At 73.5% G+C, this 15431-nt stretch carries 14 protein-coding genes; 13 read left to right on the top strand and 1 reads right to left on the bottom strand.

Annotated features, from left to right (window positions below):
• Window positions 1-3: 3 nt before the first annotated feature.
• From CFP66_RS18445 to CFP66_RS18385, 13 genes are all read left to right on the top strand, one after another.
• Complete coding sequence (locus CFP66_RS18445; protein WP_094925838.1) at window positions 4-1011, top strand: ABC transporter ATP-binding protein; 1008 nt, start codon at window positions 4-6, stop codon at window positions 1009-1011.
• On the top strand, window positions 1008-2051 hold the full coding sequence (locus CFP66_RS18440; RefSeq protein ID WP_094925836.1) for an ABC transporter ATP-binding protein: 1044 nt from the start codon (window positions 1008-1010) through the stop codon (window positions 2049-2051). The genes CFP66_RS18445 and CFP66_RS18440 overlap by 4 nt, the downstream gene beginning before the upstream one ends.
• Complete coding sequence (locus tag CFP66_RS18435; RefSeq protein ID WP_094925834.1) at window positions 2048-3085, top strand: zinc-binding dehydrogenase; 1038 nt, start codon at window positions 2048-2050, stop codon at window positions 3083-3085. The genes CFP66_RS18440 and CFP66_RS18435 overlap by 4 nt, the downstream gene beginning before the upstream one ends.
• A gap of 34 nt (window positions 3086-3119) precedes the next feature.
• Window positions 3120-3917 (top strand): SDR family NAD(P)-dependent oxidoreductase, encoded by a 798-nt coding sequence (locus CFP66_RS18430; RefSeq protein WP_094925832.1) that lies wholly within the window; start codon window positions 3120-3122, stop codon window positions 3915-3917.
• A gap of 51 nt (window positions 3918-3968) precedes the next feature.
• Window positions 3969-5525, top strand: coding sequence for an ABC transporter substrate-binding protein (locus CFP66_RS18425; protein WP_143517298.1), 1557 nt, complete (start codon window positions 3969-3971; stop codon window positions 5523-5525).
• Between the two features lie 127 nt (window positions 5526-5652).
• Window positions 5653-6444, top strand: coding sequence for an SDR family NAD(P)-dependent oxidoreductase (locus CFP66_RS18420; RefSeq protein WP_094925828.1), 792 nt, complete (start codon window positions 5653-5655; stop codon window positions 6442-6444).
• Between the two features lie 27 nt (window positions 6445-6471).
• The gene (locus CFP66_RS18415; RefSeq protein WP_094925826.1) at window positions 6472-7248 is read left to right on the top strand and encodes an alpha/beta fold hydrolase; all 777 of its coding nucleotides are present in this window, start codon (window positions 6472-6474) and stop codon (window positions 7246-7248) included.
• Window positions 7248-8006 carry an SDR family NAD(P)-dependent oxidoreductase gene (locus tag CFP66_RS18410; RefSeq protein ID WP_233159526.1) on the top strand — a complete coding sequence of 253 codons (759 nt, stop codon included), beginning with the start codon at window positions 7248-7250 and terminating at the stop codon, window positions 8004-8006. Before CFP66_RS18415 ends, CFP66_RS18410 begins: the two co-directional genes overlap by 1 nt.
• A gap of 19 nt (window positions 8007-8025) precedes the next feature.
• Window positions 8026-8343: an EthD family reductase gene (locus CFP66_RS18405; protein WP_094925822.1), complete on the top strand. Its 318-nt coding sequence runs from the start codon at window positions 8026-8028 to the stop codon at window positions 8341-8343.
• Window positions 8344-8353: 10 nt separating this feature from the next.
• Window positions 8354-9595 carry an LLM class flavin-dependent oxidoreductase gene (locus CFP66_RS18400; protein ID WP_094925820.1) on the top strand — a complete coding sequence of 414 codons (1242 nt, stop codon included), beginning with the start codon at window positions 8354-8356 and terminating at the stop codon, window positions 9593-9595.
• Between the two features lie 84 nt (window positions 9596-9679).
• Complete coding sequence (locus CFP66_RS18395; protein ID WP_094925818.1) at window positions 9680-11611, top strand: GAF domain-containing protein; 1932 nt, start codon at window positions 9680-9682, stop codon at window positions 11609-11611.
• Window positions 11612-11699: 88 nt separating this feature from the next.
• Window positions 11700-12464, top strand: coding sequence for an SDR family NAD(P)-dependent oxidoreductase (locus CFP66_RS18390; RefSeq protein ID WP_094925816.1), 765 nt, complete (start codon window positions 11700-11702; stop codon window positions 12462-12464).
• A gap of 32 nt (window positions 12465-12496) precedes the next feature.
• A complete protein-coding gene (locus CFP66_RS18385) occupies window positions 12497-14398 on the top strand; it encodes a GAF domain-containing protein (RefSeq protein ID WP_094925814.1) in 1902 nt (633 codons plus the stop codon).
• A gap of 27 nt (window positions 14399-14425) precedes the next feature.
• Here the strand turns inward: CFP66_RS18385 and CFP66_RS18380 are convergent, their stop codons facing one another.
• Window positions 14426-15343: an NADP-dependent oxidoreductase gene (locus CFP66_RS18380; RefSeq protein WP_094925812.1), complete on the bottom strand. Its 918-nt coding sequence runs from the start codon at window positions 15341-15343 to the stop codon at window positions 14426-14428.
• Window positions 15344-15431: the final 88 nt, after the last annotated feature.

The following is a 15431-nucleotide window of genomic DNA, read 5'->3' as shown; positions in this document are numbered from 1 at the left end:
GTCGTGAGCGGCACCGGCAGCACGACCGACCCCACCCTGGAGGTCGACGGCCTCGAGGTCGAGGTCCTCACCGGCAGCGGCTGGGCCACCGTCGTCGACGGCGTCGGGTTCCGCATCGGCCGCGGCGAGACGCTCGGCCTGGTCGGCGAGTCCGGCTCGGGCAAGAGCGTCACGTGCCTGTCGATCGCCGGGCTGATGCCGCCGAAGCAGTCGCGGGTGCGGGCGCGGACGCTGCGGCTGCTCGGCCGCGACCTCAGCACGCTGACCCCGCGCGAGATGGCCGACGTCCGCGGCCCGCAGATCGGCATGATCTTCCAGGAGCCGATGAGCAGCCTCAACCCCGCGTTCACCGTCGGGGACCAGATCGCCGAGGTGCTGCGCCGGCACGAGCGGATGCCGCGCCGGGCCGCGGCGACGCGGGCGGTGCAGCTGCTCGACCGGGTCGGGGTGCCCAGCCCCGCGCGCCGCGCCCGGCAGTACCCGTTCGAGTTCTCCGGCGGCATGCGGCAGCGGGTCATGATCGCGATCGCGCTGGCGGGCGACCCGGACGTGATCATCGCCGACGAGCCGACGACGGCGCTGGACGTCACCGTGCAGGCGCAGATCCTGGAGCTGCTCCGCGAGCTGCAGCGCGAGCGCGGCATGTCGGTCATCGTGATCACCCACGACCTCGGCGTCGTCGCCGACGTCTGCGACCAGGTCCTCGTCATGTACGCGGGGCAGATCGTGGAGTCGGCGCCGGTGCACGAGCTGTTCCGGACGCCGCGGCACCCCTACATGGAGGGCCTGCTCGCGGCGATGCCGCGGATGGACCGGCCCGCCGCGGCGATGTCGACCATCCCGGGTGCGCCACCGTCCGTCGGCGCGTTCCCCGCGGGCTGCCGCTTCCATCCCCGCTGCTCCTACGCCGCGGACGCGTGCGACACCGACCCCGTCCTGCAACCGGTCGCTCCCGGCCGGGCCACCCGGTGCCTCCGGCACCCCGAGTTGACCCTGCGAGGTACGCGATGAGTGGACCGCTGCTCGAGGTCACCGACCTGCAGGTGACCTTCGCCCCGCGCAAGGCCCCGTTCCGCCGGGCCACACCGCCGCTGCACGCCGTCGACGGGGTGAGCTTCGCGCTGCACACAGGCGAGACGCTCGGGCTGGTCGGCGAGTCGGGCTGCGGCAAGTCCACCACCGCCCGCGGGGTCCTGCGGCTGGTCGAGCCCAGCGGCGGGTCGGTGCGGCTGGACGGCCGCGAGCTGCTCGGGCTGGCTCCGAAGGAGATGCGGGCCGCGCGCCGGGACATCCAGATGGTGTTCCAGGACCCGTACTCCTCGCTCGACCCGTCGATGCTCGTGCGGGAGTCGATCGGTGAGCCGATCGACGTGCACCTGCGGCTGCCGCGCGCGGAGCGGACCGAGCGGATCGCGCAGCTGCTGCAGCGGGTGGGGCTGCCGCCCGACGCGATGACCCGCTACCCGCACGAGTTCTCCGGCGGGCAGCGCCAGCGGCTCACGATCGCCCGCGCCATCGCCGCCGACCCGAAGATCCTCGTGCTGGACGAGGCCGTGAGCGCGCTCGACGTGTCCACCCAGAACCAGGTCATCGAACTGCTCGAGGAGCTGTCCGCGGCGATCGGGCTGACCTACCTGTTCATCGCCCACGACCTGTCGGTGGTGCGCCACATCTCCGACCGGGTGGCCGTGATGTACCTCGGGCAGATCATCGAGCACGGCGAGACCGCGCGCGTGTTCGACGCCCCGGCCCACCCCTACACCGAGGCGCTGCTCTCGGCGGTGCCTGTGCCCGCGCCGGACGTGCAGCGCAGCCGCGAGCGGATCGTGCTCGCAGGCGATCCCCCGGACCCGGCGCAGGTGCCGCCGGGGTGCCGGTTCCACACCCGCTGCCGCTACGCGATGGACGTCTGCCGCACGGAGGTCCCGCGGCTCACCCCGGCGCAGGGGTCCGGCGAGGTCGCCTGCCACCTGCACACCGCGGGCCCGGCGCTCGCCGGGGCGTCGGTGCGCACGCTCGCCCGCCGGCATCGGACGCAGGTGTCGGCATGAGGTCGGCGGTGTGGCAGGGCGTCGGCGCGGTCGGGCTCGTCGAGGTGCCGGACCCCGAGCCCGGACCACGTGACGCCGTGCTCGACATCGGCGCGTGCGGGATCTGCGGCTCCGACGTGCACGCGTACGCCGAGGGCGCGTGGATCTCCTCCGGCGCGCCGATGGGGCACGAGTTCGCCGGCACGATCCGGGCGGTCGGCGCCGAGGTGGCGGGGCTCGCGGTCGGCGACCGCGTGGCGGTCAACCCGATGGGCTCCTGCGGCACCTGCCCGCAGTGCGCGGCCGGGCGCACCAACCTGTGCCGCGACATGCGCAGCAGCGCCCGCGGCGGGCTGTCGGACGCCGTGCTCGTGCCGGACGCGGTGGTCGGCACGCGGCTGTTCCGGATGCCGGAGGCGATGACCTTCGAGGAGGGAGCGTTCCTCGAACCGCTGTCGGTCGCGGTCCGCGCGGTGCGCCACGCCGGCCCCGACCTGAGTACCCCGCTCGTCGTCGCCGGGCTGGGCACGATCGGCCAGTGCGTGCTGCGGGTGCTGCTCGCGTACGGCGCCACCGACGTGCTCGGCGTCGACGTCTCTCCGGCCCGGCTCGCCGCGGCGGCCGCCACCGGCGCGCCCGTGCTCGACGTGCGCGACGGCGACCTGCGCGACGCGCTGCTCGAGCGCTGGGGGACATCGGTCTCGCCCTACCAGCAGGGCGGCAACGTGGCCGCGTTCTTCGAGTGCTCCGGGGCGCTGCCGGTGCTCGCCGCCGCGACCACCGTGACCCGGGCGGGCGGCACGGTCGCGCTGGCCGGGCTGACCAGCAGCACGCCGCCGGTGGACGTCAACACGGTGGTGCAGAAGGAGCTGCGGCTGCTCGGCAGCTTCGCCTACACCGCCGCCGACGCCCGCGAGGCGTTCCGGCTGCTCGCCGAGGGCCTGGTCGAGGTGGCCCCGCTGGTGAGCCACCGGGTGCCGCTCGCCCGCGTGGGCGAGGCGTTCGCGACGCAGCACGCCGTCGACGGCTCGGTGAAGGTGGTCGTGCTCCCGTGAGCGCCGACCGACACGAGGAGAGGGAGGACATCTGATGGGGACTGCGTTGCAGGGCAAGATCGCGGTGATCACCGGTGGGGCCAGCGGCATCGGCCGCGCCACCGCTGTGCGGTTCGCGCAGGAGGGCGCGGACGTCGTGCTCGGCGACCTCGCCGACGGCACGGAGACCGTCCGGCTGGTCGAGAAGCTGGAGCGGCGGGCGGTGTTCGTCCGCACCGACACCACGAGCGAGGCCGACTGCGACGCGCTGGTGGCCGCCGCGGTGGCCGAGTTCGGCCGCGTGGACGTCGGCGTCGCGTCGGCGGGCATCGCCACCGCGGCGGGGATGAGCAACGTGGAGACCCGCGCGGCCGGGGGCGACGCCACGCACGTGGTGAACATCGACACCGACGCGTTCCGCAAGGTGCTCGACGTCAACGTGCTCGGCGTGATGATGACCGACCGCGCGCTGGCCCGGCAGATGCTGGCCCAGGGCGGCGGCGGCGCGATCATCAACATCGCCTCTAGCGCGGCGAAGATCCCCCTCGCCGGCGCGTCGCCCTACTGCGTGTCGAAGGCGGGCGTCTGGATGCTCACCAAGGTCATGGCGCTGGAACTGGCCACCACCGGGATCCGGGTCAACGCCGTCGGACCGGGCTACACCGCCACCCCCATGATCGGCGGGATCGAGGACAACGCCGTCGCCTACGGCGCGGCCATGAGCATCACGCCGATGAACCGCCTGGGCACCCCGGAGGAGCAGGCCGCGGCGTGCCTGTTCCTCGCCACCGGCGAGTCGTCGTTCATGACCGGGCAGATGCTGCACCCGGCGGGCGGCCAGTTCACCGGCTGAGCCGACCCGACTTCCGGACCGACCCGACCCCCGACGCGAGGGAGGCCTGACGTGGGTGCACCACGTTCCCGCTCCGCCGTGCTGCTCGTGGTGCTCGCGCTGGTGCTGGCCGCCTGCGGGGGCCGGGCCACCTCGGGCGCGGGCGGCAGCGGCGTGCTCGACCCGGGCGGCACGTTCCGCTACGTGTTCGTGCAGAACCCGTCGACGTTCGACCCGCACAAGTCGGCGAACCCGTGGGACATGATCTTCTTCCGGCTGGTCTACGACCAGCTGATCATGGAGGACGAGCAGGGCGACCTCGTGCCGCAGCTCGCCACGTCCTGGGAGTTCGTCGACGGCGACACCGCCCTGGTGCTCACGCTGCGCGACGACGTCACGTTCATCGACGGCACGCCGTTCGACGCAGCCGCGATCAAGGCCAACATCGAGCGCGCGATGACGCTGGAGGGCAGCACCCAGAAGGGGGCGCTGGCCCGGGTGGCGGGCGTCGAGGTGGTCGACACCCACACCGCGCGCATCAACCTCAGCGGCCCGGGCGGCAACCTGCCCGCGCTGCTGAGCGGCACCACCGGGTCCATGATCAGTCCGGCGGCGTTCGACAACCCGGACCTCGACCAGAACCCGGTCGGCTCCGGCATGGCGAGGCTCGCGGAGTACATCCCGGGGCAGGTCACCCGCTACGACCGCAACCCCGGCTACTGGGACCCCGGGGCCGCGAAGGCCGCGCACTACGAGATCTTCGTGCAGACCTCGGCGCCGACGCGGCTCACCATGCTGCAGACCGGGCAGGCCGAGCTGACCTACCTCGACCCGTCACAGGCCGAGCAGGCCGCCGCGGCCGGGCTGAACACCGCGCCGTCGAAGAGTTTGTCGATCATGTCGCTGTACATGAACACCGGCAAACCGCCGTTCGACGACATCCGGGTGCGGCAGGCCATGCAGCACGCGGTCGACCGCGGGGCGATCGTCGAGGGGCTGTTCTTCGGCATCGGCGAACCCGTGGCGCAGTACATGCCGCCGGACTACTGGGCCTACAACCCGGATGTCTCACCCGACGATCCGGCCCACCGCTACGACCCCGAGCGGGCGCGGCAGCTGCTCGCCGAGGCGGGCCACCCCGACGGCGTCGACTTCGAGATGCTGGTGCCCAGCCTCGACGACCACCGGGCCGTGGCCGAGGCGCTGGTGCCGATGCTCGCCGAGGCCGGGCTGCGGGCGAGCACCCGCGTGGTCGAGTCGCCGACCACCGGCGTGACCTTCTACGGGCGCGAGGAGGGCAACGCCTTCCCCGGCATGGGCGCCCCGTTCCAGGACCCGACGACCGTCTACCAGGCGAGCCTGCCGGGCCAGTACGCCAACCCGTGGAACACCTCGTCGCCGGAGTTCCAGCAGGCCTGGATGGACGCGCTCGCCGGTTCCAGCCGCGAGGCCCGCGTGGAGGCGATGCACCGGATGATCGAGGAGGAGAAGAAGATCCTGAAGAGCTTCCCGCTGCACGCGCACGTCCCGCCGAGCGCGTGGACCGACCGCGCGGTGTTCCCCGAGGGCTACCGGCCCGCGTACGCGCCGACGTTCCGCGGGGTCGGCGTCACCGGGGACAGCCGGTAGAGCGTTGCCCATCCCGGGCCGGGCAGGGGTGGACAGCGCTCCGTTGTCCGGCCCGCCCCGCTGACCAAGACTCGAGGTACGGCGCCGGGTGCGCCGCACTCCCCCACCTGATGCGGAAGGACGAGGCATGCGTCTCGACGGCAGGGTCGCTGTGATCACCGGAGGCGGCTCCGGGATCGGCGCGGCGACCGCCAGGGTGTTCACCCGCGAGGGCGCCCGGGTGGTGATCGCCGACATCGACGCCGACGCGGGCGCCGTGGTCGCCGACGAGCTGCGCGCCGGCGGCGCCACGATCGACTTCGTGCACGCCGACGCCGCCGACCCGGCGGCGCTGGAGCGGCTGGTCGCGTTCACGCTCGACTCCCACGGCACGGTCGACGTGCTGCACAACAACCACGTCGCGTTCGAGTCGGGCCGGGTGGGCGACCTGACCCTCGACGGGTTCCGGCGCTCGCTGGACGTCGGGCTCACCTCGTACTGGTACGCGATCAAGCTCGCGCTCGTCCCGATGCTGGCCCAGGGGCGCGGCTCGATCGTCAACACCGCGTCGGTGTCGGGGCTCGCAGGCGACTTCGGGCTCGGCGCCTACAACGTGCTCAAGGCGGGCGTGGTGAACCTGTCGCGGGTGACCGGCATCGAGTACGCCCGCAAGGGCGTGCGCTGCAACGCCGTCTGCCCCGGTCCGATCGGCACCCCGCCCATCGACCGGCTGCACGAGGCCGCCCCGCAGATCTGGTCCGACATCCGCGACGCGATCCCGATGGGTCGCTACGGCCGGGCCGAGGAGATCGCGAACGTGGTGCTGTTCCTCGCCTCCGACGAGTCCGCGTTCGTCACCGGCACGCACGTCGTGGCCGACGGCGGGCTGTGGGCGCACTCCGGGATGCCGCCGATCGGCGGCCTCGGCCCCGACTTCTGACCCGAACCCGCTACTGGAGGGCATGGCATGACGACCCTGGAGATCCCGAACGTCGGCCGGTTCGACGTCGACGTGTGGGAGGACGGCAGCGGCGGTACCCCGCTGGTCTACCTGCACGGCTACGAGCGCCATCCCGGCGGTGCCGAGTTCCTGGCGCGGCTGGCCGAGAACCGGCGCGTCCTCGCGCCGGAGCTGCCCGGCTACGGCCGCTCGACCGGCTTCGAGCACTTCACCGACGTCCTCGACGTCACGCTGTTCCTGCGCGAGCTCGTCAGGTCGTGGGGTCTCGATCAGGTCGACCTGGTCGGGCACTCCCTCGGCGGCATGTTCGCCGCCGAGCTCGCCGCGATCAGCCCGCACCTGGTGCGCAAGCTCGTGCTCGTCGACGCCTTCGGGCTGTGGCGCGACGAGGAGCCCGCGCCCGACCCGTTCGGCGCCGCGGAGGAAGTCAAGCGCGCCAAGTGGCACGGCGAGGCGCCGAAGACCGAGCCGAGCAACTTCCGCCCCGACCCGGACGACCCGCACGCGGCGATCCTGTTCGCCGCCCGCAACCTCGGCTCGGCCACCAAGTTCATGTGGCCGATCGCCGACCGCGGGCTGCGGCGGCGGCTGCCGCTGATCGCCGCGCCGACGCTGGTCGTGCACGGCACCTCCGACGGGCTGCTGCCGCTGTCCTACGCCGAGGAGCTCGCGCGCCTGGTCCCGGACGCGCAGCTCGCCACGATCGACGGCGCGGGCCACTACCCGATGGTCGAGCAGGTCGACGAGTTCGTGACCGTCGTCGACAAGTTCCTGGAGGCGTGATGGGACGCGTGGCGGGGAAGGTCGCGCTGGTCACCGGTGGCGCGGCGGGCATCGGCCGGGAGACCGCGGCGACGCTGGCCCGCGAGGGCGCGCAGGTCGTCATCGGCGACATCAACATCGACGGCGCGGAGAAGGCGGCGGCCGACATCGGCGACGCCGCCTCGGCCGTCCGGTTCGACGCCACCGACCAGCAGTCGATCCAGGACCTGGTCGGCGCCGTGCTGGAGCGGCACGGGCGCATCGACGTGATCCACAACAACGCGGCGCTCGTCGGCCCGGACGCCTGGTTCACCGATTCGACCGTCATCGACACCTCGGTGGAGATGTGGGACCGGGCGTTCGCGACGAACGTCCGCAGCATCTTCCTGGTGTGCAAGTACGCGCTGCCGCACATGGTCGCCGCAGGCGGCGGGTCGATCGTCAACATGGCCTCGATCGGCGGCATGCGCGGCAGCACGGCCCTCACCGCCTACGGCACCACGAAGGCCGCCGTGATCGGGCTGACCCGCTACGTCGCCGCGCAGCACGGCAAGGAGGGCGTGCGCTGCAACGCGATCGCGCCCGGCGTCATCCGCACCCAGCAGCTGCTCGACGCCGTGCCCGACCTGCCGCAGCAGGCGCTGGCCGGGGTCGCGTCGCCGCGGGTCGGCGAACCCTCCGACATCGCGAACATGGTGCTGTTCCTCGCCTCGGACGATTCGGCCTTCGTCAACGGCGAGGTCTACCGCGTCGACGGCGGCGGGATGGCCACGACCTGACCTTCCGAGGAGGAAGACCATGATCAAGCTGACCGTCCTCTACGACGTCCCCGCGGACGTCGACACGTTCGACGCGCACTACTTCGGCACCCACGTCCCGCTCGCGGAGAAGGTGCCGGGGATCGAGCGCGTCGAGGTGACGCGCTTCGGCCCGGGCCCCGACGGCTCGCCCGCGCCCTACCACCTGATGGCGGAGCTCTACTTCGCCGACGCCGCCGCCATGCAGGCCGCACTCGGCTCCCCGGAGGGCAAGGCCCTCGGCGCGGACGTCGCCAACTTCGCCGACACCCGGTCGACGCACCTCGTCGGCACCGTGGCCTCGAACACCGCGGCCTGAAAGGACAACCGTGAAGTTCCACTGGTTCGCCCAGCAGTACTACACGAAGCTGCCGCAGGACTTCGGCGACACCGTGCACAGCTCGTGGGTGACGCCGCCCGCGTCGGTCGCCGACCCGCGCCAGGTCGGCGAGGACTACCACATGTACATCCGCCTGATGCAGCAGGCGGACGGCCTCGGCTGGGACTCGCTGCTGCTCAACGAGCACCACCAGACCTCGCTGGCCATGACGCCCTCGCCCAACCTGATCGCCTCGATCCTGGCCGCCACCACCGAGAACGCCGCGATCGCGCTGTGCGGCAACTCGCTGGCGCTGTACAACCCACCGATCCGGGTGGCCGAGGAGATGGCGATGATCGACGCCCTCTCCGGCGGCCGGCTGATCGCGGGCATCGTGTTCGGCACGCCGATGGACACCGCGTTCTCCTACGGGGTGCCGCCGATCGAGCTGCGCGAGCGGTTCCACGAGGCCCGCGAGCTGATCCTCAAGGCCTGGACGGCCGACGAGCCGTTCGCGTTCAACGGCAAGTACACGAAGCTGCGCTACGTCAACCCGTGGCCGCGGCCGGTGCAGGACGACGTGCCGATCTGGATCCCGGGCAGCGGCAGCCCGGATACCTGGGACGTCGTGAACGCGCTGGACTACTGCTACGGCTACCTGTCGTTCTCGGGCAAGCAGAGCGCGGCGCCGATCGTCGGCGGGTTCTGGGACTACACCGAGAGCCAGGGCGCCAGCATGAACCCGAACCGGATGGCGTTCACGCAGATCATCTGCTGCGCCGACACCGAGGCCGAGGCGGAACGGCAGTACGCCGACGCGGTGAAGTACTTCTACCGGCAGAACCCCACCGCCCTGGAGTTCGCCACCCCGCCCGGCTACAACTCGCTGCCCTCGATCAAGGCCAACCTCACGCGGGCCAAGACCCAGTCGGCGCAGGAGCGCCAGAAGGCCCAGCGCGGCGAGCTGTCGTTCTGGGAGTACGACGAGCTGGGCTACATCATCGCCGGCACGCCGGAGCGGGTGGAGCAGCGCGTCCGCGAGCTCGCCACCGAGCTGCGGATCGGGCAGCTGATCACGTGCATGCACGTCGGGAACCTGCCCGAGGAGGTCGCCGCGGAGAACAACCGGCTCGTGGGCACATCCGTGATCCCGAAGCTGCGCGACGTGTGGGCCGACGAGGAGGACCGCTGGACGCCGAAGGTCAGCCAGGAACGGGTGGCCGCGAAGTTCGGCGCGGGCGCCGCGGTCTGACCCGGCCCGTCGGACCCCGCCCGTCGGATCCGCCCGCGGCGGTCGCCACGCGGGTTAGCGTGCACGGCGGCGGGAGGTGTCGCGATGACGCGCGGTGCGGGCGGAACGGCCGACGAGACGATCGCGCGGCTGCTGCGGCTACTGGCCACCGAGGCGCCCGGTGAGGCGTTCGACCGGCTCGCGGCCCGGGTGGAGGCGGGCGCGCCGGGCCCGGGCCGCGACGAGCTGCTCGTGGCGATCGGCCGGGCCGCCCGCATCCGGGGGCTGCTCGCCCACCGCAAGCGGCGGGAGAAGGAGACCCACGCGCTGATCGAGACGGCGCGCGACCTCGCGTCGCTGCGCGACATCGACGCCGTCCTCGACGCGATCGTGCACCGCGCCCGCCAGCTGCTGGGCACCGACGCCACCTACCTCGCGCTGCGCGACACCGAGCGCGGCGACGTCTACATGAGGATCACGCTCGGCACGGTCACGCGGGCGATCGAGTCGGTGCGCCAGCCGCTCGGCAGCGGCGTCGGTGGCCGCATCATCGCGACCGGGGAGCCGTTCGCGACCTCGGACTACCTGCGCGACCCGCGCCTGCAGCGCGACGCAGCGGTCACCGACGCCGTCGTCGAGGACGGGATCGTCAGCATGGCCGGGGTGCCGCTGCGCGTCGGCGAGGACGTCATCGGAGCGCTGTTCGTCGCCAACCGCTACGAGCGCTCCTTCGACCCGTCGGAGATCGAGCTGCTGTCCTCCCTCGCCGACCACGCGGCCATCGTGATCGAGAACGCGCGCCTGTTCGAGGTCGCCGACACCGCAGCGCAGCGGCTGCGCGACGCCAACGCCGAGCTCTCCCGGCAGGGCCGGGCGCTGGAGCGCGCGGGCACGGCGCACGAGCAGCTGATGCCGATGGCCCTGCGCGGGGCCGACCTCACCGAGCTCGTCGAGCGCGTCGCGGCGATGCTGGACGGCACCGTGATCGCGGCCGGCGTCGACGGCGAGGTCCTCGCGGCGGCGGGCCCGGCGGTGCCGCCCGACCCGCTGCCCGCACCGCACCCGGACGCCGTCGGCGCCGCGCCCGTTCCCGCGGCGGGCGGAACGTGGACGGTGCCGGTGCAGGCGGGCGACGACGCGTTCGGCCACCTCGTGCTCGTCGCCCCCGGCCCGATGCCCGACGCCGACGTGCGGACGTTCGAACGCGCCGCGCAGACCGCCGCGCTGCTCCTGTTGATGGAGCGGCAGGTGTCGGCGGCCGAGCAGAACGTGCGCGGCGAGCTCATCGACGACCTTCTCGCCGAGCGGGAGCCGGACTGGACGGCGTTCACGCGGCGCGCGCGCCGCTCGGGGGCGTTGGACTTCCGGGTCCCGCACACGGTCGTCGTGCTGACGGCCCCGGAGGTTCCCCGCCGCCACCTGCTCGGCCGGGCCGCGGCGCACGCCGCCCGCTCCGGCGGGCCGGCCACCGAGCACGCCGGGCGCGTGGTCGTGCTCCTCCCCCGCGTCGGTCCCGAGGCGGGCCACGCGATGGCCCGAGAGCTCGGCCGCGCCATCGGCGGCGCCGTGACCGCGGGCGTCGCCGGGCCCGCGCCGTCCGCGCCGGAGATCCGGGCCTGCCACCGCGAGGCCGAGCGCTGCCTGCAGCTGCTGCTCGCGCTCGGCCGAGAGGGGCAGAGCGCGGCCCTGCCCGACCTCGGTGTGCTCGGGCTGGTGCTCGACAGCAGCTCACCACCGCAGGTGCGCGCCCTGCTCGCCGAGAGCGTCACGCCGCTGCGGCGCTACGACGAGCAGCACAACACACTCCTGCTCGAGACTCTCGACGCCTACTTCACGGCCGGGCAGAACCCGCGCGCCGCGGCCCGCGCCCTGCAGGTGCACCCCAACACCGTCTACCAGCGCCTGGACCGCATCGACCGGGTACTGGGGCACCGCCGCTGGCGCGAGCCGGAGGGAGCGCTCGACGTCCGGCTGGCCCTGCAGCTGCGCAGGGTGCTCGAACACATCCCCCTCGAGCAACTCACCCGAGACGGCTAACGCCGAGTCACCGAACTCGCCGCGGTGGTTGACCACGCGGCACCCTCGTCCCTAGTCTCGGCTAATCGTCATTTGCCAAGGAGGGCCGGTGCCGGGACTGCTGGAGCACTTCTCGCTCGACGGACGGGTCGCCATCGTGACGGGGGCGTCGTCGGGCCTCGGCGTCGCCTTCGCGCAGGGCCTCGCGGAGGCCGGCGCCGACGTCGTGCTGGCCGCGCGGCGCGCAGACCGCCTCGAGGGCACCCGCAAGCTCGTGGAGGACGCCGGGCGGCGGGCGCTCGTCGTCCCCACCGATGTGAGCCTGCAGCCGGAGTGCCAAGCGCTCGTCGACGCCGCGATGGCCGCGTTCGGCCGGGTCGACGTGCTGGTGAACAACGCGGGCATCGGCACGGCCGTCCCCGCCACGCGTGAGACGGTCGCCCAGTTCGCGCAGGTCGTCGAGCTCAACCTCAACGGGTGCTACTGGATGGCGCAGGCCTGCGGCCGGGTGATGGGCCCGGGCAGCAGCATCGTCAACATCTCCAGCGTCCTCGGCCTCACGACGGCGGAGCTGCCGCAGGCGGCCTACTCGGCGAGCAAGGCCGGGCTGATCGGGCTCACCCGCGACCTCGCCCAGCAGTGGAGCGGGCGGCGCGGCATCCGGGTGAACGCGCTCGCGCCCGGCTTCTTCGCCTCCGAGATGACCGACCAGTACAAGCCGGGCTACCTGGACCGGCAGCTGCAGCGGGTGCCGATCGGACGCGTCGGCGATCCCGCGGAGCTCGCGGCCGCCGTGGTGTTCCTGGCGAGCGACGCGGGCGGCTACGTCACCGGCCAGACGCTGGCCGTCGACGGCGGTTTCACCATCACCTGACCCCGGTCACCCCACGCCACCGGAGGCCGACGATGTCCCTCACCGCCGAGGCGCCGACCCGCTCCGCCGCGAGCGCGCACCTGCTGTCGCGCGTCCTGCAGCTCCTGGCCGACGAGGCCCCCACCGCCGAGCTGGACGCCCTCCTCGCCTGCGCCCGGCACGACCCGTCGGCCGCGGCGCCGGCGCTGGCCGACGCCCGGCGCATCCGCGCCCTGCTCGACCACCGGGACCGACGGGAGCGGGAGGCGCACGCGCTGTACGGCACCGCGCGCGACCTCACGTCCCTGCAGAGCAGCGACGCGGTGCTCACGGCGCTCGTGGACCGCTCGCGACGGCTGCTCGCCTGCGACTCGAGCTACATCGCACTCGTCGACGGCGAGTCGGGCGACGCCGTCATGCGCGTGACGGCGGGGACGCGCACCGAGGGGATCCGCCACATCCGCCAGCGGGCGGGCTTCGGCGTCGGCGGCCACGTGATCGGGACCGGGCAGCCGCTGGCCACGGCGAACTACCGCACGGACCCGCGGGTGCGCCGGGACCCGCGGGTCGAGGAGGCCGTCGCCCGGGACGGCATCGTCAGCATCGCGGGCGTCCCGATCAAGCGCGGGACGACGGTCGTCGGCGCGCTCTTCGCGGCCAACCGCCGCGAGCGCACCTTCGAACAGGCCGAGATCTCGATGCTGACCTCCCTCGCCGGCCACGCGGCGATCGTGATCGAGAATGCGCGGCTGTTCGAGCAGGTGCAGGCGTCCTCGGCGCAGCTCCGCGAGGCGAACACCCGCCTGCGCGCCCAACGCGCGGCGCTCGAGCGCGCGAGCACCGCGCACGAGCAGCTCATGCCGATGGCGCTCACCCGCGTCGGCCTGCCCGAGTTCACCCGCACCCTGGCCCGGATCCTGGGCGGCACGGTGGCGCTCGTCGCGAGCACGGGCGCCGTCCTCTCCGGTGCGCGCGTGGGCGCCGGCCTCCGCCCGGAGGACCTGCCGACGGCGCGCCCCGAGCAGGTGCGGGCGGCCGAGGTGCGGGCCGGTGCGGAGATCTTCGGCCGGCTCCTGTTCGCCAGGGCCGCCACCGGGCCGGACCCGGACACCGACGCCCGCACCCTCGAGCGCGCCGCGCAGACCGCCGCGCTCCTGATGCTCATGGAGCGCCGCACCTCGATGATCGGCCACGAGCTGCGGGCCGAGCTGGTCGAGGACCTGCTGGCCGAGCGGCCACCCGACCCGGCGACGCTGCGGCGCCGGGCCGACCGCCTCGGCGTGCACGTGCTGGAACAGCCGCACACCGTCGTCGTGCTCGCCGCCCCCGGCCTGCCGAGGCGCGCGCTCCTCGCCGCGGCGACCGCGCACGCCGCCCGCGCAGGCGGCATCGCAGGCGAGCACGCGGGCCACCCCGTCCTCCTGCTGCCCGGCTCCACCCCCGCCACAGCGGCCCGGGCGGCCGCGGCGCAGCTGTCCGTCGCGACCGGACGCACGGTGACCGCGGGCGGCGCCGGTCCCGCCGGTTCCCCCGCCGAGACCCGGCGCCAGCACCGGGCGGCCGGCCGGTGCCAGCGCCTGCTCGTCGCGCTGGGCCGCGCCGGGGAGGGCGCCGACATCGCCGAGCTGGGCGTGCTCGGCCGCGTGCTCGAGAACGCCACCCCCGAGCACGTGCACCGCCTGCGGGAACGCGCGCTCGGACCGCTCCTGCGGTACGACCGCGACCACGAGGCGCAGCTCGTCGAGACCGCGGACCGCTACTTCGCGCACAGCCAGAACGCGCAGGCGACCGCCGACGAACTCGGCGTGCACGTGAACACCGTCTACCAGCGCCTGGAGCGGATCGACCACGTGCTGGGCGGGGCGGGATGGCGCGCCCCGCCCAGCGTCCTCGAGATGCAGCTGGCCCTGCAGTTGCACGGCTCGATGCGCGCGGAACCGCAGGGGCGGCCCTAGTACTCGGCCCTAGTACTCGGGCAGTGCTCAGGGGCGCACGCGGACGACCGTCTTGCCCTTGCGCCGCTCGGTCGGGTTCAGCGCAGGGACGGCGTCGTCGAGGGTCGCGACGGTTCCGATGTGCGTGCGGAGGCGCCCGTCCCGCACCCGGTCGACGATCTCCACCAGCTGACTCGGGACGGACTCGACGACGAAGTCGATCGCGAGGCCCTCGGCAGGGCGAGCCTCAACGGGCCCGACAACCGACACCAGCGTCCCGCCAGGCCGGATGATGCCCGCCGAGAGCCTTTGGACGTCCCCGCCGATGACATCGAAGACCAGGTCGACCCCGCCGATGTCGCCAAGATCCTCGTGGCCGAGGTCGAGGAACTCGTTCGCGCCGAAGTCGAGCGCCGCTCGGCGGTCCGCCGCCCGCCCGGTCCCGATGACGTAGGCGCCGAACTCCCGGGCGAGCTGTGTCACCACAGACCCGACCGCGCCGGCGGCGCCGTGCGCGAGGACGCTCTGCCCCGCCTGAAGACGGCCGTGCCGGAACAGGCCCTGCCACGCGGTCAGGCCGGAGATCGGCAGACTCGCACCCACCGTGAAGCCGACGTCCCCCGGCAGCGGCGCGAGGTTGCGTGCCTCCACAGCCGCGTACTCGGCCAGGGTTCCCTCGCGGTGCCAGTCCGTGATCCCGAACACCCGCTGCCCCGGCGAGAATCCCGTCGTGCCGTAGCCGAGAGAGGAGACGACTCCGGCGAACTCGTGGCCGATGATCGCCTGGGCTCGATCGTGACCGAGGCGATCGACCCACGTCGAGGGCCACTCCCACTCCGCAGGAACGAACCCCGACGCATGGACTTCAACGACGACGTCGTTGATCGCCGGCGTCGGCTCGGGCCGCTCCGCGAGTGTGATCCCGGCTGCTTCCGCGGCCCGATCCGTCGCAACGATCGCCTTCACTGGTACCTCCGTGGCCGAAGCATCGGAACCAACGCGATGACTGCCTGTTCAGAGCTAGCGCGATGGAATGGTCGAGCCCCCTGGCCGC

This window comes from Pseudonocardia sp. MH-G8, assembly GCF_002262885.1.
Classification (GTDB): domain Bacteria; phylum Actinomycetota; class Actinomycetes; order Mycobacteriales; family Pseudonocardiaceae; genus Pseudonocardia.
The sequence above is the reverse complement of the archived record's forward strand: the minus strand, read 5'-3'. Positions and strand labels throughout refer to the sequence as shown.